The organism is Photorhabdus cinerea (genome assembly GCF_011189575.1).
Lineage (GTDB): Bacteria > Pseudomonadota > Gammaproteobacteria > Enterobacterales > Enterobacteriaceae > Photorhabdus > Photorhabdus cinerea.
In genome coordinates, this window is the sequence record NZ_PUJW01000137.1 from 1 (window position 1) to 612 (window position 612).

1 pseudogene is annotated in these 612 nt (G+C 51.0%); it reads left to right on the forward strand.

Annotation, left to right across the window (positions count from 1 at the left end):
• Positions 1 to 612, forward strand: a pseudogene (locus tag C5469_RS24710) (phage tail sheath subtilisin-like domain-containing protein); the annotation flags it as partial.

A 612-nucleotide genomic window follows, 5' to 3' on the forward strand; every position in this document is an offset into this window, starting at 1 on the left:
CCGTACCCTTTTCACGTGTACCTAACAATATTCGTGCACCGCTGTTTTACGTCGAGTTCGATAACTCAATGGCAAACAGCGCAATTGCGACACAGCGCACACTGATCATCGGTCAGGTGCTGAGTACGTCTACAGCAAAACCCGATATCCCTGAGCGTATCTCTTCCGCTGCTCAAGCTGCTAATTTATATGGCAATGGTTCAATGCTGCACGGCATGACCGAAGCTTATTTCGCCAATGACCAAGCCGCTGAAATCTGGGTTCTTCCCTTAAGCGACACTGACAGCATGGTCGCAGCCAAAGGCAGTGTAAAAGTGTCCAGTCCAGCGACGGATACCGGCGTTATCTCGCTGTATATCGGCGGTCAGCGTGTGCAGATCACGACTGTTGCAACCGATAAGGCCGAGCAAGTGGCTACTGCATTGTCAGACGCAATTAACAAAAAAGTGACTTTGCCGGTCACGGCTACCGTTGCGTTTGACTCTGCTGATACGGTGACTTTGACGGCTAAAAACAAAGGCGCTGCCGGTAACAGTATTGATTTGCGTCTGAACTACCGGGGACAGTCCGGGGGAGAATTTACCCCCGCGGGCATGGCTTTGAAAATAACTC